This is a genomic window from Ekhidna sp. ABH4_415 (assembly GCF_056161305.1).
On record NZ_JBSWYW010000002.1, the window covers coordinates 119364 to 143044 of the forward strand.

The following is a 23681-nucleotide window of genomic DNA, read 5'->3' on the forward strand; positions in this document are numbered from 1 at the left end:
ATGTCCAATTAAATTCGGGGAATGAATCTCTTTATTGTCCCATCCTGGTATCCTTCTGATTCAAACCCCTCTTATGGGATATTCATAAAGGATCAAATCAAAATGATGGCTCGCATAAGACCAGATTGGAAGATTGGGGTAAGCACATGGGGACAGGGTAGTGATGAAAAGCTGATTTGGGTAAAAGACCACTATAAAAACCTAATTAAGATCCGAAGGCACCAAAAGGATACTCCTAATACAAAAAATAATGAGGGATTTAAAGAGTTTTATCAGCCGGCACTTAGCTGGACCAAGCGTTTTAAAAAAGGCAACCTAAGGGAGATCATCAGGTGTAATGAAATCAACTATCTGTCACATACCCAATCTTTTGGAAAAGCGGATGTGATTATGGTTCAGGCAACTTATCCGGGCGTGCTGATTGGTGAGTACCTCTCTGATAAATATGATATTCCATTTCACCTCCATATACGTTTGGGGGGCTTTATGTTCGAGCAATTATTGAGTGATCTGGGAGGAATGAGGCGTCAAACTTTATCTGCGATTTCAAAAGCAGAACTGGTGACTGTCACCAGTGATTTTCATGCTAAGGAATTAGCAAAATGGGTTCCAGAGACAAAAACATTGTATAATCCTGTAGACACTCAATTCTTTGATGTTCATAATATCTTTGATGTTCATGATAAAAATGAGCAATATGTGCTGGCTGTTGGCCGGTTAGAACATGAGAAGGGATTTGATTTATTGATTGAGGCGGTAGCTCAAATAGATGGGTTGAATTTGAAGATTATAGGAGGAGGTACACAAAGGGATGCATTGGTAAGAAAAATAAGCCAGCTAAAATTTGAGGATAGGGTCGAGCTTATTGGTGAAAAGAACCGGATGGATGTAAAATCATATATGCAGAATTGTCAATTTTTGGTGCTTCCGAGTAGATATGAAACATTCGGAAATGTGCTACTAGAGGCTATGTCATGCGGCAAACCAGTTGTGGCAACCAATTGCGGAGGGCCAGCTGAGATTGTTACAAAAGATACTGGCTTAATCTCCCAGGTTTCCGTTTCAGATTTGAAAGAAAAGATAGTCGCAATGATAAACTCCAATCAGCAGTATGACCCAAAGCTGATTAGACGTTCGATTGATAACAAGTTTTCCCCTGAGTCATGGGTAGAAAGGTTGGAATCCCTACTTACAACTGCAGCAAGAAAGTAGGTTTTTCAGTGACAACTCCACCCATCCTTTCTTTAAATATTTTCAAAGGTTCCTGTGGTTTTCCTTCTACAGAAGAAATGCCCAAATCCAGGTACTTGTATTGTCTCTCTCGATAGTGCTCAACCATCCCGGCAATGAGCATAACCATGGGACTTTGATTTCTGAACATCGGGCTCGTAGCAGGGAGATAATAGTATGCTACTTCGGTTGAAACATTCACAGCAATGCAAAGCGCAGATATTTTACCATCTCTGAAAACACCAAAGCACTCATACTTTCCGGGAAGTGCATCATTTAGTTTTTTTAATTGCTCCCAAGAGATATTGATTTGAAGTCCCTGTGTTTGACGACACACTGTTAAAAACTTATGGGCAGTCTCAAGCTCATCATTCTCCATTTTTCTGAATTCAAAGCCTTCATTTTTCAGCCCTTCCAACTTTTTCTTTTGCATTTTATGGATGGAGTCTTCCCAATGAGGTTGGAGCACAATATGTTGGCTTACGTCATTGTAGGCCAAATCAAAACCTGTTTTTTCTAAGAGTGATTTGGAAACAAAGGGGGTATAGATAGGGGACGGGTGTGTCAACTGAATTTTTTTGATTCCCTTTTCTCTAAAATGATCGGTAAACGTTTCGATGAACTGCTCGGCCTTTTTATTGTCGTTTCTACAAAATATGGATCCAAAAGGACTCCTTGGTATGCTAATTGCCAAATTGTCTATCTGGTCGAAGGCAATAAAAAAGTTTTCATCTGAGAAAGCGATAAAGTCGCTATAGGCTTGAGAAGTGAAATACCCATGCTCATAAAACAAAATTGGATTTTCAGCGATTACTTCTTTTGGGGAGGTATAAATATTAATTGGCATGAGACCGTAAAATTAAATACCTATCCCTCTTTTTAAAGCTCAAAACCGACGTTATCTTGCATCTTAGATTTTTACAATAAAATCTTAAATTGTTCACCTTGAAAAAAATACTCACTCTCTTCCTTTTATTTGGTATTTTCAGCTCTACAGCACAGGTTTTTAAACGTGGATATGTTCAGGATCTGGTGAAGAAAGGTACAGATCATATTTATAATGCTGCCTCTGATTCAGCGGAATTTTACATTAGTAAGGCAGAGAAGCACATTCCGAATCATCCGGTTATTCCTTTGATGCGTGCAATGACCATTCTCTGGTCAAACATACCACTAATCTCAGAAGAACTGTTTAATGAAATGGAGGTGCAATTGGACTCTGCAATAGCATTAGCCAGAGCAAAGGATCCTAATCTTGATGAACCCGAGATGATTTTCTTTGCCATGGCCTCTTATGGCTTATTGGCTGAGTATTACGCTGATCAGGGTTCCACAATGAAAGCGGTAGGTGAAGCAAATAGAGCTTATGGTCTAATGAAAAAAGGATTTGAAATTGTTGACGAGCACCCGGAATTTTTACTTACTACCGGCCTGTACAATTACTTCAGAGAGAAATATCCGGAAAAGCACCCCATGTACAAGCCCTTATTATGGTTTTTTAGAAGTGGAGATATGGAGCTAGGTCTAAAACAATTAGAGAAAGCCTGTACTGAATCCTTCCTGACCAGGGTAGAGGCGCATGTTTATTTGAGTTATATCTACCTAAGGTATGAAATGGAACCAAGGCTCGCTCAGGAGTACCTATCCGAGCTTTGCTCGCACTACCCAAACAACTTTTACGCAAAAGCCAAATACCTGGAATCACTCGCAAATCCACAAGACTTTCAAAATGTTCCGATCAATGTCATTTATGATTTAGTCAAACATGAAAGCCCTTATTATAAACTAGCTGGGTATGTCTTTTTGGGTTACTTCGAAGAGAAGGTTGTAAAGAATCAGAAGAAGGCGGAATACGCTTACAGGCTTGGATTAAAATATGGAGATACAATCCCTAACCATGGAGAGTTTTTCAAAAGCTTTGGGTATCTGGGTCTGGGTCGGGTACTTGTTGGAAAACAGGAAAACGAAGAGGCAAGAGAATTATTAGATTTGGCACTTACGTATGCTGAAACCGAGCAAGTGGAGTCAGAAGCTAAAAAGCTCCTATCAGAACTTTGAGTGAATTCTATACCATCCAAAAACCAACCGAGGGTCTATACAAGGAAAAGGGCAGTAAGTTTCTAGCTTTTGCATACCCTGTTCAATCTGAAGATGAAATTAAAATCATCCAGGTGGAGTTAAGGAAGGAGTATTATGATGCACGCCATCATTGCTATGCCTGGATTCTGGGAATGGATGATCAAAACTGGCGTGCAAACGATGATGGGGAACCTGCTCATTCAGCTGGCGATCCCATACTGGGGCAGATTCGATCCTTTGAGCTCACCAATGTGCTGGTTGTTGTTATTCGCTATTTCGGGGGAACCAAACTTGGTGTCGGTGGTTTGATCCACGCTTATAAGGAAGCTACAGCTTCTGCACTTTCCAAAGCAAAAAAGACAGTGATATTCGAAACACGCGAGGTTGTGATGAGCTTTCCTTATGATATGATGAGTACTGCAGAAAAGTTGATTGCGGATTTTGAAATAGAGGTTCTGAAGCGTGATTTTCAGCTCTCCTGCGAAATTTATGGCAATTTGAAAAAGGATAGAGTGAATGAATTTGTTGAAAAAACAACCGATCTTTATACGATGAAGTTTAAAATTTCTGGTCATGATTGCGAATGATTTAAAGAAACTTTTTCTAAGAGATTTGGACAGGTTAAAAACAGAATGTGAAGCCTACGAGGATAAGAGTAAGATATGGGAAAAGGTCGACGGTATTAATAACTCTGCTGGTAACCTGACCATGCATCTAACAGGAAATCTCCAACATTTTATTGGAGCCATTCTTGCAAAATCCGGATATGTGCGCGAGCGAGATTTTGAGTTTAATGGAAAAGTATCATACGGGGAATTATTGTCTGATATCGAAACCACAAAGCAGGTTATTGAAAATTATCTTGATAAAGCAAATTCAGAGTCTTTCACTTCAAATTATCCACTAGAGCCCTTCGGTTATCCAATGACCATTCACTTCTTCTTAACTCACCTGCAGGGGCATTTTAATTACCATTTAGGTCAAATCAATTATCATAGAAGAATACTATCTAGACCTTGATTTTAGTCATTATGTGGATTTTGTCACTGAATATTTCAATGTCAAAAATCTTAATCGGTGATAATATTGGGTTTGTCTAATATTTGACGAGAATGGCCGAATGAGGGTGGTTCATTATAAAAATCTTAGCTAACCTTGAACTAAAGAAATTCAAAACAATCCATAGCTGGTTGAATTAGAACGGAGTTGCTTTGGTGAGGGCGCTCCGTTTGCTTTTTATACACCCTCCACTTCCCACTTCATTTCATTCAAATAAAAAATGCCATCCGAAAGGGACAGCATTAGTTAATTTCTACTTTCAAAAGACATTAAGCCATCTTTCTCATTTTCTTAGTAACCTTGATCCCAAGCAAAGCAACAAGGATCGTTGCGAGAATTAGAGCAATTTGTTTTTTCATATGAGTAAGTAAAACAAGGCGGGTTTAACCCCTAAATATTTACTTGTGTCATGGAACTGTTTCTGAAGCATAACTACCAGAAACAGCACCAAAGAATCCAAGAACCTGTTCAGACTCATTATCAGCGAAAAACAGATTCCCCGAAACGATGGCAGGAGTTGTGCCAGATGAGGTTCCTAAGGTAGTAATCTGAGATCTCAGAAGTGAAAGGTAGCCATGCGCTCGCTGTGAGATAGATACCAGCTGCACGGTCATTTCATCTCCCGATTCGTAATCAAACTCCTGAAAGTTGTTTGGTATCAGGTTTCCATCAAATAACCTGTCATCCTGCACAGTGATAGGTTCTGGCTCAGTAAAGACCTCACCATTCTTATAAAAAATCCACCTATAAAAATTTTGTTGATCCTCAGGGTCTAGCGTGTTGATTTTTGGATAGTAGATAGTAATCTGTTGATCTGAATCATCCGGGTCATTTTCCTGAAACGAAGCAATCTCAAGTTCATCAATAGTTACTTGCTCAGGCATTGCATCCCAATCTGATCTTACTTCCTTTGAATCTAGTATTATACGAACCCTGTATTGAGTTCCACTGATACCACGATATTCGGTATTGGCTTCATAGTAACCATTATCAGAATAGGAGTAGCTATAAACATCACCATCTCTTGACTGTACAATTACCTGCGCGTCATCCACAGGAATGAATGGAACCTTACTGGAAAATGCATTTGATCGTGTTATTCGAATTGGTTGACTGCCAGTTGAGTCTGAAACCCATCCTTCAACTACTATCTGATTTTGTGGGTTTGGCAGATCAACATCTACCACTTCTTCACAAGCTATAAACGCAAATATCGATAGGCAGATTAGGTACTTCATTAGAATCTGAAATTATAAGTTACAGCTGGAATAATCGTTCCAAAAATGGAGTATTTCACCACCTGTGCGGTTCCCGGATCAATAGGTGATTCCCTATAGAAGTAAGAGTAGGCGTTTTGTCTGGCATAAACGTTGTAGACAGTAAAAATCCAGTAATCTTCATTTTTCCTTCTGGAACCATCTTTTTTATACTTCTTACCTTCCCACTTTACAGATAGGTCTAATCGATGATAGTTTGGAAGCCGAGCGTTGTTTCTTAATCCAAAGTGAGGAATTAAATTTCCTTCGAATACATATTTATCTGTAGGCAGTGTGACGGGTATTCCTGTGTTAAAGACAAAATTGGCAGAAGCACTCAATCGGGGTGATAGCTGCATGCTCCACGATGATGAAAAATCATGTGTTTTATCATGATTTTCTAAGACATATCGTTCCCCATTAATTTCGGGTATACGACTTTCTGCTCTGGATAGAGTGTAGCTAATCCAACCCTTGAGACGGCCAGCCTTTTTTCTAACATAAAGCTCCAGACCGTAGGCTCTTGCTTCGCTGAAGAGTAATTCAGTTTCGATGTTCTCATTGAATACCAGGTCAGCCCCATTTTTATACTGAATGTTATTGGCAATGTCTTTGAAATAGGCTTCAGCGGATAATTCCCACATGTTATCATTCAGGTTTTTATAAAAGCCCAGTGTGTATTGATTAGTTGTGGTAGGTGGGATATATGTGTCGCTAAGTTTCCAGATATCTGTGGGAGATGGGGATATCGTGTTAGAGATCAGGTGAAGGTATTGGGCCGTTCTCGAAAAAGATGTTTTAATAGCCGTCGAATTATTTAACTGCCAATTTAGAGACACCCGAGGCTCAAGGTTAAAATCCCGAGTGATAAAATCTAGATATTCATAATTCACTGTGTCGATTATGGTAGAATCGGCAGTTGGAACTCCATTCCGATATTGAAAAACCGTTCCAGGTCCAATGGTATGCAACATGCTAACTCTCAACCCATAGCTGATCGCTAATTGGCCCAGTTTCGTTTCCTGTCCGATGTGGAAGGCTGACTCAAACCCTTGCTCATCCTCGAGTTTAATTTTGTTAGTATTTGCGTTTTGATCTAGTGGTTCGCGTGACCCTGGCGCCAGGCGATGATAGACCGTGCCAAACCCAAATGAAACTTCATTGTTTGGGTTTATTACATAAGTGAGATTCATCTTAGCGCTATAGTCGGCAATCTTAGATCTTCCAACAAACGCCCCAGGTACATCGGTGTTTTCAATACGGTAGTTGTATTCCGAAACAAAAACAGAAATATTGGAAAACAGACGAGGGCTGAACAGGTAGTTCCACCGGAAATTTAACATTCGATTGCCCCAATTTCTTGTAGAATTCAGTCCGGCAAGGTTACGATCATTACCTAAATAGCCAGATAGGTAGTAGGTACTATTGCGGCTGTATTTGAAGTTGAGTTTTACATTTAAATCCTGAAAACGTATTCGATTTCTTCTCACAGATGTGCTGGCAAAATCATCCAATGAAAGGTTTAACAAACTTTGCCGACCTGAAATCAGGAATGAGCTTTTTCCCTCATGAATTGGGCCTTCTACTAATGCCCGCGCGGATAAAATTCCAATACCACCTGAAACTCGTGTTTGATTTACGTTTCCTTCCTTCTGTCTCACCTCAATTACGGAAGAGGTTCTTCCCCCGTAAGATGGAGGAATGTAGCCTTTGAGGATACGTACATTGTTTACAGCTTCGGGATTGAAAACAGAGATAAGACCATAAAAATGATTGGGATTGTAGATAGTTGCCTCGTCAAGTAAAGTCAAATTTTGGTCTACTCCACCACCTCTTACATGAATCCCACTGGCATCCTCACCAATGGCCCGAATTCCAGGCTTAAGTAGTGCGTTTTGAATCACATCTACTTCACCAAGAAAATATGGTATTTGGCCATCAGCACCTGAAATGGAAATTCGATCTATGGATGGGATATTCTCAGTAATGTTCACATCACTTGCGATGGAAGTTACTTCCACCTCATCTAGTTGTGTGATTTTGGGCGAAATGGATATGTCCAGATAGGTATTTCGGTAAAGCGATATTTCTGTTTGTTTCTGCTCGTAGTTGATGTGAGAGAATTTCAACCGATAGTCACCCTCTTTGATTGTTAGGGTGTAATACCCATACCCATTCGTGGTGGTGCCGAACGTTGTACCTTCTACCAGCACAGTAGCTCCAATAATATGTTCTCCGGACTCAGCATTCTTTAATACGCCATGCACCGTGTATTTTTTAGGTATGTGCGGCGAGACGATAACCTGACCGTCATCATAGTTGATATCTGCGATCAGTTCATCTTCCAGCAGATCAAAAAATGATTTGATGGAAAGACCCTTTTCTATGCTAAGATTTTGATTAGTAAGTTTATCAGAACTGTATGCAATGGGAATTCCAGTGCTTCTGAGTGAATCTAGCGACTCAAATAAAGATATCTGACCCCAGAAAATAAGATTGCCTTCCAATGCATTCTGTTGAGCATGAATAGTTATGGCTCCACATAACAATGCAAATGCTAAGACTTTACGTAAAGTGGATTTGAAGGCGATAAACACACCCACAAAATTAATGAAACGTTACTCCCGCAATCAGCAGCCTTGCCCTGAAATTTTTACTGTATCGTTCTTAATCGTGGTTTTTACATTAAGAACAGTGTCGATGATCTCTAAAACCTCCTTAAGCGACTGGTTATTGAACGTTGCGGAAATTTTACAGGCCTTCAACTTTTCATTAGAAAACTTGAATTCAACCTCGTAATACTTGCCAAGTTCTTTTAACGCCTCACTAAGTGGGGTTTGATCGAAATTGAAAACCCCATTTCTCCAGCTCATGATGTTTGATGAAGGTATGCTCTTCACTTCAACAGAGGCATCTTTTCGATTAAAAATCGCTTCTTTTCCGGCTGGAACCTTCGTTTGCTTTCCGTCCTTTTCAAAAGCAACCAACCCTCTGTCTACATATAATTCAACCCTTTCATCGGTAGTTACGAGGTTAAAGGCAGTACCTAAAACTTTTACATCCACACCATTCACATCTATAATGAATGGTTTTTCACTCTTTTGAATATCGAAATAGGCTTCTCCTGAGAAAGTAACATTTCGCTCATCTCCAAATGACTCTGGGTATGTAAAACTAGAATTCGCATTCAAAACGCCAATAGATCCATCCGGGAACGTAACACTGACCTTTTGATCAGCGGATGCAACATGAATTTGTGAAGGAGATGGATTGTAAATGAACAACGAAACAGAAAGGATTGCCAGAATAGCCACGGCTGCAGCTATTTTCATCCACGCAAAGCCTTTGTTTGGGTTATGAATCTTTTGATTCAATTGATCCCAGGCTCTGTTTTCATCTATTTCAGGCGCCTCTACATCAGTGTGCTGAAATAAGAACTCTACGAACCTGTCTTCTTTATCAGAAGGCTGATCCTTGTAGTTCAGGTGGTTATATACTTTCAGGTCGTTTGCCATCTCATTAATCTGTCAATCATCCAGGGGTCAACCCCTAAATTTTTTCACTTTATTTTCAGCTCATATGCTCCTTATAATGTTTGTACACATGCTCCAGTGATTCCCTCAATTTTTTAAGGGCAATTCCCATTTGATTTTCTACTGTTTTTTTGGATAAATCCAGTTCTTCCGCTATTTCCTCATAGGTCATCCCGGCATTTCTGCTGAGCATAAATATTTTTCTGCATTTCTTGGGCAAAGCGTCAATGGCAGACTGAATGTAATTCTTCAACTTTTCATTCTCACCCTCATCTTTTTTGGGCATACTCACGCTTAACATTACTTCGCTTACATCCGCCATGGATTGCTGCTTAGGTAGCTCCAGTTTGATGTAATTGAGGCACTTGTTTTTTACCGCTGAGTAGAGATACGTTTTGAGGGTTGTTTGGATCTCTATGTTACTTCGCTTTTCCCAGATGTAGAGAAACACCTCTTGTGCCATTTCCTCTGCAATGGTGGCATCACGCACGTATGTAAATGCAAAGCGGTAAAGCTCTTTGTAGTAGCGCTTAAAAATGACCTCATAAGAAGAGAAGTCATTACTTTTCACCTGCTGGAAAAGCAAAAGATCATTATCTGAGCTCATAGGAGAGATTACTGGAACGAATTAGTAATTTCAGCGAATAAATTAAGTGATGGGTTATAAAATCCAAATAAGAGATTTTCAGCGAAGATAGAAATAATCATGTTTTCAGAAGGTATTAAGTACATGTGCTGACCTAGTTCACCCGGGATATAGATGATTTCATTGCTTGGTACTCCAAAAACATTTGAAAAGTTGCTTCCAAACTGCCACCAAACATATCCCAAAGTATACGTTCCTGACACTTCGGTTTGAACAGAGGTTGCATTCTCAATGAAATTGGGATCAAGAATTTTTCGTCCACGCCAAAGCCCTTTTTTCAAAAAAAGATATCCGAGTTTGGTCCAATCCAGAAGGGAAACGCTAATACCATCACCAGCATTAAAGTTTCCTGAAGGATCAATCTCAATATTAAAGGAGGTGATTGTTAGTGGATCAAGAATATTTTCTTTCATGAAATCATCAAATGACTGATCTGATGCATTCTCGACGATTTTCGCAAGAAGTACACCAGATGCTGTATTCAGATTGAACCTGATGCCCGCTGGAGCTTCCATTGGTTGCTCTAGAATGAATCGGCCCCAATCACCTGATTCCTTCATTTGGTTTAAGTCATTTTGTAAACTAAGTGGTTGGATGTTCGCATCCCATGATAAACCACTTTTATGTAAGAGTAAATGCTCAATCGTAATATTCTGCTTTTCAGAATCAGCTAAAAATACATCTTCATATTCTGGCAGATAATCAGAAATTCGATCCTCAATATCGATTAGACGTTTATCATCAGCTACTCCGATCGCTGCTAGCGCAAATGTTAAACTGGCACTGCTTAAATTGAATGCCGTATGCCGCTTGCTTAACGTCGGCAATCGTTGAATGAATCCCTGCGAGTCATCCTGGTCAAAATAGTTTTCGAAAATAAGTTGATCATTTTTAATAATAATGAGGCCATCAATCTCAGAAAAATCGTTGGTCTGTATCCGTGAGTTGATTGTTAGGAGCGCTTCTTCGGATAGACCTACTTCTTTGGGGCGTGTGTATTCCCAAATCTCCTGATCTGGGGCCACTTCTTCGCCAACGTAGCAACTACACAAGATAAGAACCAATGGGATGTATTTCAACCTAATCATGTAAACAAAGTATAGTTTCCATGCTGATCAGCAGGAGGAGCTGGTTTTAAGAATGAAACATCATTCCCTTCAATATCCCTGATCTTAGGCCCGACTGTATGAGAAATAAATTCCTCTATCGATTCCTGATTTAATAACTCCTGCAGTTCCTCCTGATCATTTGACTCCAACCATCTTCTTGTTGAGGATGCATCCATGATGGCAGGCATGTCTTCCTGAAAGTCTGATATCTGGCTATTAGCTGGCCTTGTGATCATAATAAAGGAAAGCGTACCATCTTCGCCTTCCTCCCAAAGCCCTGCTACCGAGAAGACTTTTTTATCCGGGTAGAAAAAATAATGCGGTACTTGCTGCTTTTTTGCTACCTGCTTCCATAAATAAAATCCATCCATTGGGATGACGCATCGATGGGTCGCAAGTTTTTTTCTATAGCTCGCTTTGTTAATTACCGAGTCCATCGGCAGGTTAAAGAACTTAGGGCTCATTGCCCGATTGTTGGACCACTGTGCCATCAGACCCCAGCTGAAAAATAACAATTTGTCTGATTCTGAGCTGGTTATGGTTGGCAATACCTTGGTAGGCGCTGCGTTGTACTGAGGTTCATATAGGTCAGGAACCTCCACTCCCAAAACAAGCGCAAGCTCGTCTGGTTTTAATGTTATTGTGTATCGATCGAGCATTTTTGGCAATTTAATACTAGAACATCGCTAACTCAATGATCATTTTATGCAGAATCCAAATTTTTATTTTGATTGATGGGTTAATTTTGACTTGGAAATTAAAGACGATCTAAATGGCTGAAGTAATAAGAATGCCCAAAATGAGTGATACCATGGAAGAAGGCGTGATCGCTTCATGGTTAAAGAAAGAGGGCGATGAGGTGAGCTCCGGCGATGTGCTGGCAGAAGTGGAAACTGATAAAGCGACGATGGAACTGGAATCTTATCAGGACGGTGTACTCTTACACATTGGTGTGAAAGAAAAAGAGGCGGTTCCTGTCGATGGTATTTTGGCAGTGATAGGAGAAAAGGGAGAGGACTATAAGCACTTGTTAGTAGAGGCTGAAAGCGGAGCGTCTGAAAATGGAAGTAAAGAAACGGATAAAGAGGAAAAGTCTGAGAAAAAGTCAGCTGAGAAATTAGATACCAGTAACATCAATGCCTCAATCATCCGGATGCCTAAGATGAGCGATACGATGGAAGAGGGGGTGATCGCTTCCTGGCTGAAGAAAAAAGGAGAAAAGGTAGAATCCGGAGATATTCTGGCAGAAGTGGAAACCGATAAAGCGACGATGGAACTGGAGGCTTATGAAGATGGTACACTACTCTACACAGCGGTGGAAGAAGGCAATGGAGTGCCCGTAGACGGTGTGATAGCAATTATAGGAGAAGAAGGTGCTGATTACGAAGCTCTGCTAAAAGCTGAGGAGCAAAGCGGTGACGATTCTGCAGAGCAAGAAAAGAAAGAAGAGAAGGCCGAATCAACTGCTCCAACGACAAGTGATAGCGCTCCATCTCAGCCAGCGTCATCACAGCCGGTAGAATCAACAACATCAAGCAATGGAAGAATAAAAGCTTCTCCATTGGCTAAAAAGATAGCGTCCGAGAAAGGTATTGACTTATCACAAATAAATGGTTCTGGCCCTGATGGGAGAGTGGTGAAAGCGGATGTAGAAAATTTCACACCTTCACAGGCTTCACAGCCTGCCACCTCAGATTCAGGTCAGTCATCCATAAGCATCCCGCAGGTAGTAGGAGAGGAGAAATCCGAGAAAGTGGAGCTTTCGCAAATGCGTAAAACGATTGCTAAGCGATTGAGTGATAGTAAGTTCACAGCACCGCACTTCTATCTCACCATGGAGATCAATATGGATAAGGCGATTGAGGCGCGTAAGTCAATGAATGAAGTGTCTCCAGTTAAAATATCATTCAATGACATGGTGGTGAAAGCTGCAGCAGCAGCACTTCGTCAGCACCCTGATATCAACGTAAGCTGGAAGGGGGATCACATTGTGAAGCATCAGCACATTCACATGGGAGTTGCCGTAGCTATTCCTGAAGGACTAATTGTGCCTGTAGTGAGATTTGCTGATAGCAAATCACTCTCTCATATTTCAGCAGAGATTAGGGAACTGGCCCAGAAGGCCAAGGATAAGAAATTAAAACCTGAAGAATTTTCCGGGGGGACGTTCTCAATTTCCAATCTGGGAATGTTTGGAATCGAAGAATTTACAGCAATCATTAATCCACCGGAAGCTTGTATTATGGCCGTAGGCGGAATTAAAGAAACAGTGATCGTTAAAGACGGTGAAATGTATGCCGGAAATGTGATGAAGGTTACGCTTTCATGCGATCACCGAGCAGTGGATGGTGCTGTAGGTTCTGCTTTCCTTAAAACATTCAAAGAGCTATTAGAAGATCCTGTTAGGATTTTAATTTAATCCTACCATATTTTTAAAGTACCCTGAACTTGTTTCAGGGTCTTTTAGTTTTTTACCGCGTAGGTGCTGAATTATATGCAGCATGACATTTAAGGAAGAACTCAGTAATGGAAAAAATAAAATCAACAACCGTCCTCGCTATCAAACACAATGGCAAAGTTGCTATCGGTGCTGATGGACAAGCTACATTAGGAAATACTGTTGCAAAGTCCAACGTGAAGAAAATTCGTAAGCTTGGAGACGGCAAGATCGTGACTGGTTTTGCCGGGTCTACCGCTGATGCATTCACCTTGTTGGATCGGTTTGATGAAAAATTGAGTAATTATTCAGGTAATCTAAAAAGAGCTGCGGTAGAGCTAGCGAAAGACTGGCGAACAGATAGGTATCTCCGCAAACTGGAAGCTATGATGATCGTAGCGGATAAAAATGAAGTGCTTGTCGTTTCTGGTACTGGAGATGTACTTGAGCCAGATGAAGACGTAGCTGCGATTGGCTCTGGCAGCATGTACGCACGCTCAGCTGCATTGGCACTAAAGAAGCACGCTACCAATCTTACAGCAGAAGAAATGGTACGAGAGGGTCTCACCATCGCAGCTGATATCTGCATCTACACCAACCATAACCTGGTTGTTGAAGTTGTAGAATAATCAATTAAGACAAAGCCAGGTTTAATTATCTTCAAGTATTCTGGCTTTCAAAATCATCACCTGATCAATTGGCCTTCCGCCTTCTCTAACTGGTACAGCTGCAATGGAGTCAACCACATTCATTCCTGCCACTACCTCGCCAAAAACGGTGTAGTTCTGATCGAGATGTGGAGTTCCTCCGAGTGTGCGATAGATCTCTTTTTGATATTCAGGAATGGTATATCGTTCAAAATCTTCAAAGTCTTTAGCGATTTTGGAAAGGGTGTCATTGATCATACGATATTGCTCATAGTCTTCCGCTTGAATGGCCATTTTCAATGAGTCTAGCCATAGTTTATTTTCAGGAGCGTGGATTGCATAATGTCGTTGCAGCCAACCATTAATGCGCTCTTCTCCTTTGGTAATCAAACTGTCTGGAATTGGACCTCTCTGAACGATATAGAACTGGATGCTGGATGATGCTCTTTCCGGATTACCGTCTCGAGCTGCTCCTAATGCCCCTCTTTTATGAAATAGTGTGGAATCAAACTCTGCAGGAACCTGATAGTCCAGGTTTTCGATTACTGACGAATCCAAGTTGGCTTGCCTTAGGCTGTCAAACTCCCCGGCCTGCACAACAAATCCCTCCAACACGCGATGAAAAATGATGCTATCATACATGCCATCATTCACTAGTTTAACAAAATTATCTCGGTGTAAAGGGGTTTTATCCGAGAGTTCCAGGATTATGTTTCCTTTGGTAGTTGATAGCTCTACTTGTACGGGGATTGCAAGGTCTTCTTGTTTTTCAGGTATGGTACATTTTACAATGATGAAAAGGGATAGGATGAGCAGGATATTGGGTTTCATTGTTTAGAGTATATGATAAATGTTTCAGTAAAACCAATCTAAGCTAAATCTTGATAGTATGAGAATGCTTTATGTAATTATATTTTTTGCTTTGATTATGCTTCAGTGCGATAAATCTTTCTCACAAGAAAAAGATGATGTGCCTTGCAATAGCGCCTCCCACAGGCTTATTCAGCCATTTCTAGGAATTTGGGAGGAGTATGAAATCGAAAAAAATGGAGAGCAAACATTCATTGGAACACTCTCGGTCAATTTAGGTGCAAATAGGTGTTCCTTATTACAACGGTTTACAAGTTCTGACTCTACTTTTTCTTATACAACCATGGGATTTGTCAATACAGGTTCAGGAATTTGGGAAGAAACCTACATTTTCAGTAATGGGCATGTTGCAAATTATCAATGGATTATTGATTCCGGAGATATCATTCAACGAAGAGTAGGTGGGTCGCGTAAAATTGACTATCTACATCAATTGCGATTTACGGAGGTTACTAAATCTGATTATGTAGTGATTCAGGAAAGATCTGATGATGGTGGAAGAACATGGAAGCGGACAGAACGAACATATATTAAGCGAATTGGGGATTAAAAGCACAGGATAAGGTTCAGATGGTTAGATACATGTTCAGATGGTTTATAAAGTTAGATGCTTATCCAAAGTAATTGATGGATAGGTATGAAAATTATGAGTGGTTTTTGGCTTAAAAGATTGATGTAGGAGGATACCTTTTTTAGATTCGCGGTAAATAAGTGGAGAAGCTCTTGAAATAATTTCTCCCTCCTATTGTCGTTACGATGAACAACTAATCAGCCGGACAGATACGTATGAAAAATTTATCACTCACCCTTTGCTTTGTATTGCTTTTTTCAATCTCAGCTTCTGCTCAGGAAACCCTCCAGCAGAAATTTGATAACATGCTGGAAAACACGGAGACCTATGAACGATACAAGGTAATTCCTCGCACGGATCTAAATGCTTTTTGGTCAGAGGTGACAGACACGCTAAATCAAACGCAACAAAAAATCCAGCAGCTACAAACTGAAACCCAGGATGCGAAAGCACTGGCTCAGCAGGCTCGTGCACAGCTAACATATGTACAGGCAAAGCTGGACGAAAGTCTGGAACTGAATGATACCATTTATTTCCTTGGTATTCCTTTCTCGAAAGTGGGGTACCACATCATGGTGTGGGTGATTATCATTGCGTTGGCTGTGCTGGCAGTTATTGCTTACTTCATGTTCATGCGTAGCAATAGTGTAACATCCCGCACGAAGCGTGAGTTTGAAGCTTTGCAGGCAGAGTTTGAGGAGCACAAAACCAAAGCACGCGAAATGCAGGTAAAGCTGAAACGCGAACTGCAAACAGCCGTGAATCAGCTAAACGAGCGCAGGAGCTAGATTTTTTTATTCCCCCTTTAAAGAGGGTGTGAGAAAATATTGGGGGAGGAGGTGGATGTGATACCAATCACCCAAGTTTGTGTCTTCACATAGCAGTTTAGGGATTTCAGTTCCTGTGGATAAAAAAGGGTAATTAGAGATGCACTATCAAGTCAAACCTTTGGCCACTTCCAGGCTAGGTATATGATATAAATGGTTATCAGACTTTCCAGAAAAGCTAGAAACACATAAAATGAATACCAGGGAGTCATCGAGTTGATTCCAATCAATAGCATCATCAGCGTAAATAGCATGCCGAAAGAGATATTGAGTATCCTGTTCAGTTTGGCGTTGAGTAAAACAGACAGTGCCACCATCAACGATGGAATGGAAAGAATGACTGATGCAATAAGTAGTATCATGGGACTGTCCAGCACATTGTTCCCTGTTAGCAGGCTATCTACTTTACCTGGAGTGTATAACTCAAAGTAATCTCCGTAAAGAAAGCAGAATACCAATGAGGCCCATAAGGCAGAAAGCTTGATTTTGATATTGATTTTTGGATTGTCTAGCATGTTAGGTTTGTTATTACTGTCAGATTGATGCGGGTGGATAGATAATGGTTGCGCGAAGCAAGACAACATTATGAAATCGTTTCTTCACCCACACCCTTCGACAGGCTCCCCCGGCCGCCAAAGGCTAACCCGAAGGCATGGCAGGGAGACACGCACTGTTTTGCAGTGGAAGAATTTCTGGCACCATCTTAGCATCTTTAAGATAGTGAACGTTTTCTTAGACTACTTTTTGACCATTTTTCACAGCGCTTTTGTGCTGTTTGTTCTAACCGGATGGATATTTAAGCCTACTCGTAAGATACACATAATTGCTATTGGGCTAATCCTAATTGCCTGGTTGGGAATTGGATGGTATAAAGGCGTGATCGGTTATTGCCCACTCACTGACTGGCACTGGGACATTAAGCGAGAACTGGGTGAACGAAACATTCCAAGTTCATTTATTGAATACATGTTAGAGAAAATCACGGGTCTTGACCTAAACCGAAAACTAGTAGATGCTGGAACGGCAGTTGGATTGATCCTGAGTGTTTTGTGTGCCGGATATGTGAATCTTCATTCCCGATTTTCTAAGAATTGAATTGCCCCTTTGAAGGCGGTCCGACGTTTCCGGGGGTGTGTGCAGTGGAAGGGGATGTAATTACAAAAGCACAAGCGAGACGGTTGCGCCAGCAGAAGGAGGTTTTACAAGCAAAATGGCTTTCTATGTGTGTGGACACGACCCGATGAGGGTTAGCACACCTTTCAAATATAGCGAAACGCTAATATTCGATTGATAATAGAAATCCTATGATGACAAGTTCCTCCACATCACATACGTATCCACCAATCCTAATTCCTTGTGCTGAAATCCCTTTGGTATGGTGGCAATGATCTCAAAGCCGAATTTTTGCCAGAGTCGGACGGCTGCCTTATTCGTTGATACAACAATGTTGAATTGCATGGTGTGATAACCAAACTCCTTAGCTATTTGTATCGAGTGTTCGCATAAGAGTTTGCCGATTCCTTTTCCCTGATGAGACCGTTTCACCATATATCCGGCATTCGCGATGTGATTGCCACGGCCCGGATAATTGGGTTTTAGAAAGTACGTTCCTGCAATTTCTCCGTTTTCATTTTCAGCGACATAAGTCTCCATCTCCGGTGTAAACCAATACTTGGTTAAATCTGCTCGGGGAGTATCATCCGGAAAGACATAGGTGTCGCCTTTCTCAACAACTGCTGAGAAAATCTCCCAAACGCCATCATGGTCCGTCTCGGTGGCTTTTCTGATCTGCATTAATTTAATGTTTTAGCAACTTCACGGCTCACATTTATCTAGCGCCAAGGTTTGTGTCTTCACAAACCAATAGTTTTCTGTTCGTGAGGTCACGAACCGAGGCAAGAGATTTTTGTTGACAATTTCTACAGTTACCCCCCATATGTATGGATTATGAGTTTAGGTTCGTTGCAACCTCTCTAATAACCTTCAAAAGGTAATCGACGGTTCCCTCGTGCATCCGGTGGTTGATCAGACAGGCACGAATCACAAATTGATTGTGCAGGGTAGTGCCTGTGATAAACACACGCCCATCTTTCTCTAAAGCGGGGATCAGCTTTCTGTTCAGTTCATCAATGGCTTTCTCGTCGGTCAGTCCGTTGGAATATCGGAAGCTGGTAACTGCGAGATGAGAAGTGCTTTTCAATTCAAAGTCATCCGCCTTTTCAATCTGTTCACCGAGGTAGTGTGCCAGGTCTATGTCTTTCTGGATCATCGCCTTCAGCTTTTTCATGCCGTAGGTTTTCAAACTCATCCACACCTTGATGGCTTTCGCATTTCTTGTTAACTGAAAATAATGCTCGTTGAAGTTGGTGCGTCCTTGCTCTTCTAGAGTGGTATCTAAGTAAGAAGCCTGTTTGAAGTACGTTCGTTGTAGGATATTAAAATCATTCACCAGCAAACAACCCGCTTCAAATGTCTGGTACATCCATTTATGAAAATCCAGCGCCAGGGAATCTGCCTGCTCAATGCCGTTGTATTCTTTCTGTATGCTCTTTAAGCAGGCCGGCAATCCTCCATAGGCCCCATCAATGTGAAACCACATATCATGTTCTTTCGCGATTGAAGCCAAAGCTGTCAGATCATCAATTGCTCCTGTATTTACGGTCCCGGCATTTCCCACCACACAAAAAGGAGTAAAGCCTGCAGATTTATCTTTTTCTATGGCAGCTTTTAAAGCTTCCAGGTTGATGGTAAAGTCATCATTGACTTCAATTTTTCGAAGCTGATTGGTACCAATACCCAGCTCCATCAGGCTTTTATCCACACAGCCATGTACTTCATTGGAAGCATACACGGTAAATGGCTTCATACCAAATAACCCCTTTTCGCGGATGTTTTCTTTCTCAAAGAAGATGTTTCTGGCCACTGTCAGTCCGGCCAGGTTTGCGGCAGAACCACCACTGACCATTACGCCCCCACAGTTTTTACCAAAAGTGGTTAATTCGCCTGCCCATTGTACTACGCGTTTCTCTATTTCACTGGCAGCCGGTCCCAGGTGCCATTTCCCTACGTTTTGGTTAATGGTAGCAGTTAGTTTCTCAGCAAGTAAAGACATCTGCGATCCACCTGCCATCACGTAGGCGTACATGTATGGACCCACGTTATTGGTTGCGGTATCCATTACCAATTCTTTGAACAGGTCAACCGCTTCTTCTGGGTTCATTCCTTCTTCAGGCAGGGGTTCATCAAACCAGCTTTCAACTTCTTTTTGTGGGAAGTAGTGATAGGCCTTCTTATTTTCTAAATCAGACAGCTGATTGATAACCAAATCAGAAGTTTTGTGAAGGAGCTTTTCAAATTGCTCCGGAGAGAAATCGAGTGAGTTATTCATTGCCTAATTCGTTCAGTGTTCGTTCTTTAAAATCTTTTTGGCTGTATTGCACTTCAAGGGCTTCAAGTAGATTCAGGAAATTGCTATCGCTGGGAAAGAGCTTTTTCACACCTTCGGTCCCGGCTTCCCATATTTCCTCAAATCGCGGCAGGTTTTCTTCAGCTTTCGCAGATAAGAAAAAATACTTTTTTCGGGAATCAGACTTATCGATGGTGGAATCGAGGTAGCCTGCCTTCTCCATTTTACCTGCCATGGTTATAATGGAAGGATGCGAGAAATGCAGTTTGGCAGCCATTTCAGTCACCGATAGCCGATCATACTTTTTTAATAGTTTGAAAATCAGAAACCAATTGGGTTCTATATCGAGTCCCAGTTCTTTGTACATCTGTCGGCCACTATGCACCATGGCTTCACTGAGTCTTTTCAAACGGACAGCTAGACCCAGATACCCTAATTCATTTACAAAATCGTATTTCATGTTAATGTAGTCAACTACGTAAATATATTAAAATATACGTAGAGGTCTACATAATTTGTGGATTGTCTGTTGATTTAATTAATTTCCACCTCGTATGGAAAATCAGAAGTTCTTTAAGAAAATAATGGTGGCAAACCGAGGAGAGATTGCTATTCGTGTTTTGCGCGCCATTTCAGAATTACATATCAGATCAGTGGCGGTTTACACTTTTGAGGATCGCTATTCTCTACACCGCTACAAAGCAGACGAAGCATACCAGATAGGATCGGATGATGAGCCCTTGAAGCCATATCTCGACATTGAAGAGATTATATCTGTTGCAAAGCAAAACGAAGTGGATGCGATTCATCCGGGCTATGGATTTCTATCGGAGAATGTAACGTTTGCCACACGATGTAAAGAAGAGGGGATTACCTTCATTGGTCCTGAACCTGAAGTAATGTCTCAATTAGGAGATAAGGTGATGGCTAAGAAAGTAGCTAGGGCGGCTAAAGTTCCTGTGATAGAGGACAATCAGAAGACTTTAGAAAATGACGAGATAGCAAAAAGCGAAGCGAAGCGCATTGGCTATCCGGTGATCTTGAAAGCTTCTGCCGGAGGTGGGGGTAGAGGAATGCGTGTGGTCAGGGATGAGCAGACACTCATCAAATCATTCAATGAGGCGAAATCGGAAGCCGGAAAGGCATTTGGAGATGACACGATTTTCCTGGAAAAATATGTTGAGAATCCAAAGCACATCGAGGTGCAAATCCTGGCGGATGGTGCAGGCAACATTGTTCACTTGTATGAACGTGACTGTTCCGTACAGCGAAGATTTCAAAAGGTAGTAGAAGTAGCTCCAAGTGTTGGACTGAAAGATGAAACGCGGGAAAAGCTTTATGAATATGCCTTGCGCATCGCAAAACAGGTAAACTACAACAATGCAGGTACCGTCGAGTTTCTTGTCGATCCGGATGAGAACATCTATTTCATTGAAGTGAACCCAAGGGTGCAGGTGGAACATACCATTACCGAGGAGGTGACAGGTATAGACATTGTTCGAACGCAGATATTGATCGCGGCAGGATGTAAGCTCTCGCATCCACAGATTTTCATTCAGTCACAGGACGATATTCAGGTTCGGGGGTTTGCTGTTCAGTGTCGGGTGACCACAGAAGATCCTGAAAATGGCTTCAAGCCGGATTATGGAACCATCATTGCATACCGCTCTGCCGGTGGATTTGGCATTCGTCTGGATGCAGGCAATGTGTACAATGGCGTGAAAATCTCTCCATTCTTTGATTCGCTTTTGGTGAAGGTTACGGCAAAAGGACGAACACTTAAAGGAGCCGCACAAAGATTGCATCGGGCACTGAGGGAGTTTAGGGTACGTGGCGTGAAGACCAACATCGGTTTCCTAGAGAATGTGATCTACACCGAGGATTTTTTCAATGGAAAGGCCACCGTTGGATTCATTGATAGCCACCCTGATCTGTTCAAGATTAAGAAAAGCTTTGATCGGGGAACCAAAACCCTGAATTATATCGGAGAGATATCAGTAAATGGCAATCCGGATGTGAAATCATTTGATCCTGGTAAGACTTTTAGAGCACCAAAGATTCCACATTATCAAAAAGGAGCAACTATTCCGGAAGGTTCTCGAGACTTACTAAAAAAGCTTGGACGAGAGAAGTTTGTCCAGTCGATAAAAGACGACCCGAAAGTACATTTCACCGACACTACCTGGCGCGATGCACATCAGTCGTTGCTGGCTACACGGTTCCGAACGGAAGACATGCTCAAGGTGGCCCGGAGTTATGCTCAGCAAAACCCGGAAGTGTTCTCCATGGAAATGTGGGGAGGTGCTACCTTCGATGTATCGATGCGCTTCCTGAAAGAAAGCCCATGGAAGCGATTGCAGCTTATGAGAGAAGCAGCTCCAAATATCCTGTTTCAGATGTTGCTGCGAGGATCCAATGGGGTAGGCTACACAGCTTATCCGGATAACCTGATCGAACGGTTCATTGAACGTACGGCCGAAAATGGGATGGACATCTTTCGAATTTTCGATTCGCTCAACTGGATTGAAAATATGAAGGTGAGTATCAAAGCAGTAAGAGAGCGAACGGAATCTTTGGCCGAAGCTTGCATTTGCTACACCGGGGAATTGCAGGATGATGATCAAAAGAAATACACCCTTCAGTATTACCTGGACATGGCGCGTCAGCTTGAGGATGAAGGAGCCCACATGCTTGCAATCAAAGACATGGCCGGACTATTGAAGCCATACAGTGCACAATTGCTGGTATCTGAATTAAAAAAAGCGGTTGATTTACCGATTCATCTGCATACGCATGATACCTCATCCATGCAGGCTGCCATGTACCTGAAAGCCATCGAAGCTGGTGTAGATATCATTGATGTATCGCTGGCTTCTATGTCAGGATTGACCTCTCAGCCTAACTTCAACTCACTAGTCGCCACGTTACAATACCATGAACGTGGAAGGGAGATGAATCTCAAGTCATTGAATGAACATTCGACCTATTTTGAAGATGTGCGTGAATTCTATTATCCGTTCGAATCAGGGCTAAAAGCAGGAACGGCAGAAGTTTATGAGCATGAAATTCCTGGTGGTCAGTATTCTAATCTAAGACCTCAGGCGATTGCATTGGGTTTGGAACACAAGTTTGAAACCATCAAAAGGAACTATGCGATCGTCAACGATCTCTTCGGAGATATTGTGAAGGTGACGCCTTCATCCAAGGTAGTAGGAGATATGGCCATGTTTATGACCGCCAATGACCTGTCAGCAGACGATATTTTTGAGAAAGGAGGATCACTGTCGTTTCCAGAATCGGTGATTGGCTTCTTTAAAGGAGACCTTGGTCAGCCACCGGGTGGGTTCCCGGCTGAAATCAGCAAGCTGATCCTGAAAAATCAAAAACCGCTCAAGGGACGAGCGAATGACAACATGGAGCCGGTTGATTTTGAAATAGAATATGCCGCCTTTCAGAAAGAGTTTCCATTGACGGATTTCGATGATTTCCTATCATACAAGCTATATCCTAAAGTGTTCAAAGAGTATTACCAGCACATTCAGGATTACGATGAGGTAACGAAACTCCCTACTCCGGTCTTTTTCTATGGCATGAAACGAGGCGAGGAGGTGATCGTGGAGATTGGAAAAGGCAAAAACATCATCATTGAGATGGGATACATCACTGAGCCGGATGAGGAAGGCATGCGAACGGTTTCCTTTAAATTGAATGGCCAAACCAGGAAGATAGATATCCGCGATAAGAACGTGGCTGTTCAAAAAGTATCCAACAGAAAAGCAGAGAATGATAATGAAATTGGGTCACCACTGCAGGGCAAGATTGCTGAAGTAAAGGTAAAAGAAGGAGATAAGGTGAAGAAAGATGATGTGTTGTTTGTGATTGAGGCGATGAAAATGGAAACAACTGTTTCTTCTTCTGTTTCAGGAATAGTCAAGAAAATACACCTTGGAACTGGAGAGCTGGTAGAGCAGGATGATTTGGTGGTGGAGATAGATTAGAATTCCCCTCCTT

Annotated in this window: 22 protein-coding genes; 10 read left to right on the forward strand and 12 right to left on the reverse strand. The window is 41.6% G+C overall.

The window, feature by feature from the left end; translation table 11 throughout:
* The first annotated feature begins 21 nt into the window (after positions 1 to 21).
* Positions 22 to 1212 (forward strand): glycosyltransferase, encoded by a 1191-nt coding sequence (locus ACXAH9_RS03575; protein WP_474893494.1) that lies wholly within the window; start codon positions 22 to 24, stop codon positions 1210 to 1212.
* On the opposite strand, the gene ACXAH9_RS03580 is transcribed toward ACXAH9_RS03575, so the two are convergent.
* The gene (locus tag ACXAH9_RS03580) at positions 1190 to 2077 is read right to left on the reverse strand and encodes a GNAT family N-acetyltransferase (protein WP_474893495.1); all 888 of its coding nucleotides are present in this window, start codon (positions 2075 to 2077) and stop codon (positions 1190 to 1192) included. The genes ACXAH9_RS03575 and ACXAH9_RS03580 overlap by 23 nt on opposite strands.
* Before the next feature lie 98 nt (positions 2078 to 2175).
* Between ACXAH9_RS03580 and ACXAH9_RS03585 the strand changes: the two genes are divergently transcribed.
* From ACXAH9_RS03585 to ACXAH9_RS03595, 3 genes are read left to right on the forward strand one after another with little or no spacing between them, the layout of a single operon-like run.
* Positions 2176 to 3288 carry a hypothetical protein gene (locus tag ACXAH9_RS03585; protein ID WP_474893496.1) on the forward strand — a complete coding sequence of 371 codons (1113 nt, stop codon included), beginning with the start codon at positions 2176 to 2178 and terminating at the stop codon, positions 3286 to 3288.
* Positions 3285 to 3896: an IMPACT family protein gene (locus tag ACXAH9_RS03590; RefSeq protein WP_474893497.1), complete on the forward strand. Its 612-nt coding sequence runs from the start codon at positions 3285 to 3287 to the stop codon at positions 3894 to 3896. Before ACXAH9_RS03585 ends, ACXAH9_RS03590 begins: the two co-directional genes overlap by 4 nt.
* Positions 3883 to 4329, forward strand: a complete 447-nt coding sequence (locus ACXAH9_RS03595; RefSeq protein WP_474893498.1) for a DUF1572 family protein — start codon at positions 3883 to 3885, stop codon at positions 4327 to 4329. Before ACXAH9_RS03590 ends, ACXAH9_RS03595 begins: the two co-directional genes overlap by 14 nt.
* A gap of 446 nt (positions 4330 to 4775) precedes the next feature.
* Here ACXAH9_RS03595 and ACXAH9_RS03600 read toward each other — a convergent pair whose 3' ends face one another.
* Genes ACXAH9_RS03600 through ACXAH9_RS03625 form a run of 6 tightly spaced genes read right to left on the reverse strand, consistent with a single transcriptional unit; the run spans position 4776 to position 11571 of the window.
* Positions 4776 to 5606 carry a DUF4249 domain-containing protein gene (locus ACXAH9_RS03600; protein WP_474893499.1) on the reverse strand — a complete coding sequence of 277 codons (831 nt, stop codon included), beginning with the start codon at positions 5604 to 5606 and terminating at the stop codon, positions 4776 to 4778.
* Positions 5606 to 8221, reverse strand: coding sequence for a TonB-dependent receptor (locus ACXAH9_RS03605; protein WP_474893500.1), 2616 nt, complete (start codon positions 8219 to 8221; stop codon positions 5606 to 5608). Before ACXAH9_RS03605 ends, ACXAH9_RS03600 begins: the two co-directional genes overlap by 1 nt.
* Positions 8222 to 8254: 33 nt before the next feature.
* Positions 8255 to 9139 carry a FecR family protein gene (locus tag ACXAH9_RS03610; RefSeq protein ID WP_474893501.1) on the reverse strand — a complete coding sequence of 295 codons (885 nt, stop codon included), beginning with the start codon at positions 9137 to 9139 and terminating at the stop codon, positions 8255 to 8257.
* A 55-nt stretch (positions 9140 to 9194) separates the two neighbouring features.
* On the reverse strand, positions 9195 to 9764 hold the full coding sequence (locus ACXAH9_RS03615) for an RNA polymerase sigma-70 factor (RefSeq protein WP_474893502.1): 570 nt from the start codon (positions 9762 to 9764) through the stop codon (positions 9195 to 9197).
* Positions 9765 to 9772: 8 nt separating this feature from the next.
* Entirely contained in the window at positions 9773 to 10891 is a 1119-nt protein-coding gene (locus tag ACXAH9_RS03620) for a serine hydrolase domain-containing protein (RefSeq protein ID WP_474893503.1), read from the reverse strand.
* A complete protein-coding gene (locus ACXAH9_RS03625; protein ID WP_474893504.1) occupies positions 10888 to 11571 on the reverse strand; it encodes an SOS response-associated peptidase in 684 nt (227 codons plus the stop codon). The genes ACXAH9_RS03620 and ACXAH9_RS03625 overlap by 4 nt, the downstream gene beginning before the upstream one ends.
* A 113-nt stretch (positions 11572 to 11684) precedes the next feature.
* Between ACXAH9_RS03625 and ACXAH9_RS03630 the strand changes: the two genes are divergently transcribed.
* Together ACXAH9_RS03630 and hslV are read left to right on the forward strand one after the other, a co-directional pair.
* The gene (locus tag ACXAH9_RS03630; protein WP_474893505.1) at positions 11685 to 13331 is read left to right on the forward strand and encodes a pyruvate dehydrogenase complex dihydrolipoamide acetyltransferase; all 1647 of its coding nucleotides are present in this window, start codon (positions 11685 to 11687) and stop codon (positions 13329 to 13331) included.
* Between the two features lie 107 nt (positions 13332 to 13438).
* Entirely contained in the window at positions 13439 to 13978 is a 540-nt protein-coding gene (gene hslV / locus ACXAH9_RS03635; RefSeq protein WP_474893506.1) for an ATP-dependent protease subunit HslV, read from the forward strand.
* A gap of 21 nt (positions 13979 to 13999) precedes the next feature.
* On the opposite strand, the gene ACXAH9_RS03640 is transcribed toward hslV, so the two are convergent.
* Positions 14000 to 14827, reverse strand: coding sequence for a peptidylprolyl isomerase (locus ACXAH9_RS03640; protein ID WP_474893507.1), 828 nt, complete (start codon positions 14825 to 14827; stop codon positions 14000 to 14002).
* A 58-nt stretch (positions 14828 to 14885) separates the two neighbouring features.
* Between ACXAH9_RS03640 and ACXAH9_RS03645 the strand changes: the two genes are divergently transcribed.
* Together ACXAH9_RS03645 and ACXAH9_RS03650 are read left to right on the forward strand one after the other, a co-directional pair.
* Complete coding sequence (locus ACXAH9_RS03645) at positions 14886 to 15416, forward strand: hypothetical protein (RefSeq protein WP_474893508.1); 531 nt, start codon at positions 14886 to 14888, stop codon at positions 15414 to 15416.
* A gap of 236 nt (positions 15417 to 15652) precedes the next feature.
* On the forward strand, positions 15653 to 16225 hold the full coding sequence (locus tag ACXAH9_RS03650) for a hypothetical protein (protein WP_474893509.1): 573 nt from the start codon (positions 15653 to 15655) through the stop codon (positions 16223 to 16225).
* A 152-nt stretch (positions 16226 to 16377) separates the two neighbouring features.
* Here ACXAH9_RS03650 and ACXAH9_RS03655 read toward each other — a convergent pair whose 3' ends face one another.
* Positions 16378 to 16779, reverse strand: a complete 402-nt coding sequence (locus ACXAH9_RS03655; protein WP_474893510.1) for a DUF6326 family protein — start codon at positions 16777 to 16779, stop codon at positions 16378 to 16380.
* Positions 16780 to 16984: 205 nt separating this feature from the next.
* Here ACXAH9_RS03655 and ACXAH9_RS03660 point away from each other — a divergent pair, with 205 nt between their 5' ends.
* The gene (locus tag ACXAH9_RS03660; protein WP_474893511.1) at positions 16985 to 17359 is read left to right on the forward strand and encodes a DUF2784 family protein; all 375 of its coding nucleotides are present in this window, start codon (positions 16985 to 16987) and stop codon (positions 17357 to 17359) included.
* Between the two features lie 207 nt (positions 17360 to 17566).
* Here the strand turns inward: ACXAH9_RS03660 and ACXAH9_RS03665 are convergent, their stop codons facing one another.
* The 3 genes from ACXAH9_RS03665 to ACXAH9_RS03675 form a co-directional block, all read right to left on the reverse strand.
* Complete coding sequence (locus ACXAH9_RS03665; protein ID WP_474893512.1) at positions 17567 to 18058, reverse strand: N-acetyltransferase family protein; 492 nt, start codon at positions 18056 to 18058, stop codon at positions 17567 to 17569.
* A gap of 151 nt (positions 18059 to 18209) precedes the next feature.
* The gene (locus ACXAH9_RS03670; RefSeq protein WP_474893513.1) at positions 18210 to 19652 is read right to left on the reverse strand and encodes a pyridoxal phosphate-dependent decarboxylase family protein; all 1443 of its coding nucleotides are present in this window, start codon (positions 19650 to 19652) and stop codon (positions 18210 to 18212) included.
* The gene (locus ACXAH9_RS03675; RefSeq protein ID WP_474893514.1) at positions 19645 to 20130 is read right to left on the reverse strand and encodes a MarR family winged helix-turn-helix transcriptional regulator; all 486 of its coding nucleotides are present in this window, start codon (positions 20128 to 20130) and stop codon (positions 19645 to 19647) included. Before ACXAH9_RS03675 ends, ACXAH9_RS03670 begins: the two co-directional genes overlap by 8 nt.
* Before the next feature lie 94 nt (positions 20131 to 20224).
* Here ACXAH9_RS03675 and ACXAH9_RS03680 point away from each other — a divergent pair, with 94 nt between their 5' ends.
* The gene (locus ACXAH9_RS03680; protein WP_474893515.1) at positions 20225 to 23668 is read left to right on the forward strand and encodes a pyruvate carboxylase; all 3444 of its coding nucleotides are present in this window, start codon (positions 20225 to 20227) and stop codon (positions 23666 to 23668) included.
* Positions 23669 to 23681 lie beyond the last annotated feature (13 nt).

Excerpts from the sequence above, each read along its gene's own strand:
- ACXAH9_RS03645 (WP_474893508.1), top strand. The coding sequence starts at position 14,886 with ATGAGAATGCTTTATGTAATTATATTTTTTGCTTTGATTATGCTTCAG.
- ACXAH9_RS03620 (WP_474893503.1), bottom strand. The coding sequence starts at position 10,891 with ATGATTAGGTTGAAATACATCCCATTGGTTCTTATCTTGTGTAGTTGC.
- ACXAH9_RS03665 (WP_474893512.1), bottom strand. The coding sequence starts at position 18,058 with ATGCAGATCAGAAAAGCCACCGAGACGGACCATGATGGCGTTTGGGAG.
- ACXAH9_RS03670 (WP_474893513.1), bottom strand. The coding sequence starts at position 19,652 with ATGAATAACTCACTCGATTTCTCTCCGGAGCAATTTGAAAAGCTCCTT.
- ACXAH9_RS03630 (WP_474893505.1), top strand. The coding sequence starts at position 11,685 with ATGGCTGAAGTAATAAGAATGCCCAAAATGAGTGATACCATGGAAGAA.
- ACXAH9_RS03640 (WP_474893507.1), bottom strand. The coding sequence starts at position 14,827 with ATGAAACCCAATATCCTGCTCATCCTATCCCTTTTCATCATTGTAAAA.
- ACXAH9_RS03625 (WP_474893504.1), bottom strand. The coding sequence starts at position 11,571 with ATGCTCGATCGATACACAATAACATTAAAACCAGACGAGCTTGCGCTT.
- hslV (WP_474893506.1), top strand. The coding sequence starts at position 13,439 with ATGGAAAAAATAAAATCAACAACCGTCCTCGCTATCAAACACAATGGC.
- ACXAH9_RS03680 (WP_474893515.1), top strand. The coding sequence starts at position 20,225 with ATGGAAAATCAGAAGTTCTTTAAGAAAATAATGGTGGCAAACCGAGGA.
- ACXAH9_RS03610 (WP_474893501.1), bottom strand. The coding sequence starts at position 9,139 with ATGGCAAACGACCTGAAAGTATATAACCACCTGAACTACAAGGATCAG.
- ACXAH9_RS03575 (WP_474893494.1), top strand. The coding sequence starts at position 22 with ATGAATCTCTTTATTGTCCCATCCTGGTATCCTTCTGATTCAAACCCC.
- ACXAH9_RS03580 (WP_474893495.1), bottom strand. The coding sequence starts at position 2,077 with ATGCCAATTAATATTTATACCTCCCCAAAAGAAGTAATCGCTGAAAAT.
- ACXAH9_RS03655 (WP_474893510.1), bottom strand. The coding sequence starts at position 16,779 with ATGCTAGACAATCCAAAAATCAATATCAAAATCAAGCTTTCTGCCTTA.
- ACXAH9_RS03615 (WP_474893502.1), bottom strand. The coding sequence starts at position 9,764 with ATGAGCTCAGATAATGATCTTTTGCTTTTCCAGCAGGTGAAAAGTAAT.
- ACXAH9_RS03600 (WP_474893499.1), bottom strand. The coding sequence starts at position 5,606 with ATGAAGTACCTAATCTGCCTATCGATATTTGCGTTTATAGCTTGTGAA.
- ACXAH9_RS03675 (WP_474893514.1), bottom strand. The coding sequence starts at position 20,130 with ATGAAATACGATTTTGTAAATGAATTAGGGTATCTGGGTCTAGCTGTC.
- ACXAH9_RS03650 (WP_474893509.1), top strand. The coding sequence starts at position 15,653 with ATGAAAAATTTATCACTCACCCTTTGCTTTGTATTGCTTTTTTCAATC.
- ACXAH9_RS03595 (WP_474893498.1), top strand. The coding sequence starts at position 3,883 with ATGATTGCGAATGATTTAAAGAAACTTTTTCTAAGAGATTTGGACAGG.